A 3,365-nucleotide genomic window follows, 5' to 3' on the forward strand; every position below is an offset into this window, starting at 1 on the left:
CGCGATCGACCAGAACCGGGTCATCGCGACGATGCGGAAGGTGGGGGAACGCTGGCTCGTCAGCGACCTCGCCGCCTTCTGACCGTGAGCGCTCCGTCCCACCCGCCCCACGTCGAGTGAGCGCTTCGTCCCACCCGCCCCAAGGATGCTGTGACGGAAGTGACGGACTGCTCACTCGACGTGAAGGCGCGAAGGTCCAGCGGTCAGCGGAGGTGGCGCGCGGCCGCACGGCGGACGGCGGCCGTGACGATGTCGAGCGCCGGCGAGTCCAGCTTCCAGACCTGCCAGTAGAGCTTGACCGGCTCCACCCAGGCGGGGTCGAGGACGACGAGCTGGTCGAGGGGGTCCTGAAGGTCGGGCACCATGCCCCATCCGATGCCGGAGCGGATCATCGCGACGAACTGGACGGAGTCGGGGATGAAGTGCTCCGGCGGCCGGGCCTCGGGTGCGACCGCCCCCAGCAGGCGGTTCTGGTGCGTGTCCTTGTGGTCGTACTGCACGACAGGCGCACGCCCAAGTGCCTCCGGGGTCGGCCCCTCCGGCAGCCACTTGCGCACGAACCGGCGTGACGCCTTGGCGCGGTACGTCATCGTGCCGAGCCGGTGGACAGAGCAGCCCTGGACGGGGGAGGGGTCGGCCGTCACCGCCGCCATCGCCTCGCCGGAGCGGAGCAGGTCGGCCGTGACCGCCTCGTCGTCCCGCCGGACCTCGAGCTCGAGGGTGGGCCCTCGGCCCACATCCACGACAGCCGGCCCGAACCACGTCGCCAGGGAGTCGGCATTGACGACGACCGGCACGCGCACCCGGTCCCTCGAGCCAGCCGCATCCGAGTCGGTCAGGAGGCTGCCCGCCTCGTCGAGCAGGTGACTCACCTGACGTGCGGTCCGGAGCAGCACCTCGCCCTGGCGCGTCGGCCGCACCGGCTTGGTCCGTTGGAGCAGGACCGCACCCGCGGTCGCCTCGAGCGCCTTGATCCGCTGGCTCACGGCGGACGGCGTCACGTGCAGGCGCGCCGCGGCGCGGTCGAAGGTGCCGGCGTCCACGACGGCGACGAGCGCCCTGAGCTGGTCGACGTCCATGAAGCAACGCTAACGGACCAGCAGAAACATTCGCTGTCCTTCAGGTACGTGCTTGCCTAGTCTTGATTGGTGTCCTCCTTCCTCGCGCCCGCACTGGCCGGCCTAGGCACCGGCGCCGGCCTCATCATCGCCATCGGCCCCCAGAACGCCTACGTCCTCCGGCAGGGGCTGCGGCGGCGCGGCATCGTCCCGGTCGTCCTCGTCTGCATCCTGTCCGACATCTCGCTCATCGCGGCCGGGGTGGCGGGGATGGGGGCACTGGCGGGCCGCTTCCCCGTGCTCCTCGAGGCGGTTCGCTGGGGTGGCGTCGCGTTCCTCGTCGGCTACGCCGTGCTGGCCGCTCGGCGGGCCCTCCGGCCCGAGGTGCTCCAGGCGGACGCGGCCCCCGACTCCCCCCGGACAGGAGTCGTGCTGACGGCCGTCGCGCTCACCTGGCTCAACCCGCACGTCTACCTCGACACGATGGTGCTGCTCGGCTCGGTTGCCGCCACCAAGGGGGACCCCGGCCGATGGGGATTCGGGCTCGGGGCGATGCTGGCCAGCACCCTGTGGTTCGCGCTGCTCGGCCTCGGCGCCCGGGGGCTGAGCGGACTGCTCGCCAAGCCCCGTGTCTGGCGGCTCGTCGACGGCCTCATCGCGCTCCAGATGCTCGTCGTCGCGGCCGGCCTGGTCCTCGCTGCCTGAGCTCGCGTCGGGAAAGCTCGTCCGGTGCCACTGCCTGCCCGAGACCCCCGCCTCCGGCGAGTGTGCGGGAAATGCTTGACGTGTGGCCACGGTCAGGTCCATAGTCGTCGCGTTCCCTGCGGGACTCCCGGGTCGGGAGGTGTCGAGGTCAATCGAACTCCGCCTCTTGACTCGGTTGGACATCTATGCCCTTCTTCGGTAGGCTCGGCCTTTGCGCTGCCCATGCCCTCCATTCGCGACCCCTGATCGGTTAGCGAGACCTCGCCGGTTGTACCGGCCTGTGCCTCCAGCCTGACCTGGACCCGCGAACGAAGTGCTGCGACAACGCGGATCTGAAGACTCGAAAAGGCCCGTGGAAGGACCCTCCTTGGCTGCCTCGCGTACTGCGACGAACATGTCCACCGCATTGACCCCTTCGGGGCGTCTGTCCTTCGCGAAGATTCGCGAACCACTTGAGGTCCCCGACCTCCTGGCCCTTCAGACGGAGAGCTTCGACTGGCTGCTCGGCAACGAGCGCTGGCAGGCTCGCGTCGCTGCGGCCAAGGCCGAGGGGCGCACCGATGTCCCCGACCGGTCCGGTCTCGAGGAGATCTTCGAGGAGATCTCCCCGATCGAGGACTTCAGCGGCTCGATGTCGCTGTCGTTCCGCGACCACCGGTTCGAGGAGACCCGCAAGACGATCGAGTCGTGCAAGGAGCGCGACCAGACCTACGACGCGCCGCTCTTCGTCACCGCCGAGTTCATGAACATGACGACCGGCGAGATCAAGAGCCAGACGGTCTTCATGGGCGACTTCCCGCTCATGACCGAGCGCGGCACCTTCATCATCAACGGCACCGAGCGTGTCGTCGTCAGCCAGCTCGTCCGCAGCCCCGGCGTCTACTTCGAGCGCACGCCCGACAAGACGTCTGACAAGGACATCTACACGGCCAAGATCATCCCGAGCCGGGGTGCCTGGCTCGAGTTCGAGATCGACAAGCGCGACATGGTCGGCGTCCGCGTCGACCGCAAGCGCAAGCAGTCTGTCACCGTCCTGCTCAAGGCCCTCGGCTGGACCGAGGCGCAGATCCTCGAGGAGTTCGGCAACTACGAGTCGATGCGCCTCACCCTCGAGAAGGACCACACGGCCAACCAGGACGAGGCCCTGCTCGACATCTACCGCAAGCTGCGCCCGGGTGAGCCGCCGACCCGCGAGGCCGCGCAGACGCTGCTCGACAACCTCTACTTCAACGGCAAGCGCTACGACCTGGCCAAGGTCGGCCGCTACAAGGTCAACAAGAAGCTGGGACTCGACGCCAGCATCAACGAGTCCACCCTGTCGATCGACGACGTCGTCGCGACCATCCGCTACATCGTGGCCCTCCACGACGGCCAGGACACCCTCAAGGGCGTCCGGCACGGCGAGGAGGTCGACATCCCCGTCGAGGTCGACGACATCGACCACTTCGGCAACCGTCGTCTCCGCAGCGTCGGCGAGCTCATCCAGAACCAGGTCCGCACCGGCCTGTCCCGGATGGAGCGGGTCGTCCGCGAGCGCATGACGACCCAGGACGTCGAGGCGATCACGCCGCAGACCCTGATCAACATCCGCCCCGTGGTGGC

General features: G+C 68.8%; 2 protein-coding genes and 1 pseudogene. 2 read left to right on the forward strand and 1 reads right to left on the reverse strand.

The window, feature by feature from the left end; translation table 11 throughout:
* Nucleotides 1-203: 203 nt before the first annotated feature.
* A complete protein-coding gene (locus ACTHJJ_RS09390; protein ID WP_440302680.1) occupies nucleotides 204-1,079 on the reverse strand; it encodes a LysR family transcriptional regulator ArgP in 876 nt (291 codons plus the stop codon).
* A 69-nt stretch (nucleotides 1,080-1,148) separates the two neighbouring features.
* On the opposite strand from ACTHJJ_RS09390, the gene ACTHJJ_RS09395 reads away from it, so the two are divergent.
* Nucleotides 1,149-1,763 (forward strand): LysE/ArgO family amino acid transporter, encoded by a 615-nt coding sequence (locus ACTHJJ_RS09395; protein ID WP_440302681.1) that lies wholly within the window; start codon nucleotides 1,149-1,151, stop codon nucleotides 1,761-1,763.
* Nucleotides 1,764-2,130: 367 nt separating this feature from the next.
* Nucleotides 2,131-3,365, forward strand: a pseudogene (locus ACTHJJ_RS09400) (DNA-directed RNA polymerase subunit beta); the annotation flags it as partial.

Origin of the sequence: Intrasporangium sp. (assembly GCF_051961875.1) — a bacterium.
Classification (GTDB): Bacteria; Actinomycetota; Actinomycetes; order Actinomycetales; family Dermatophilaceae; genus Intrasporangium_A.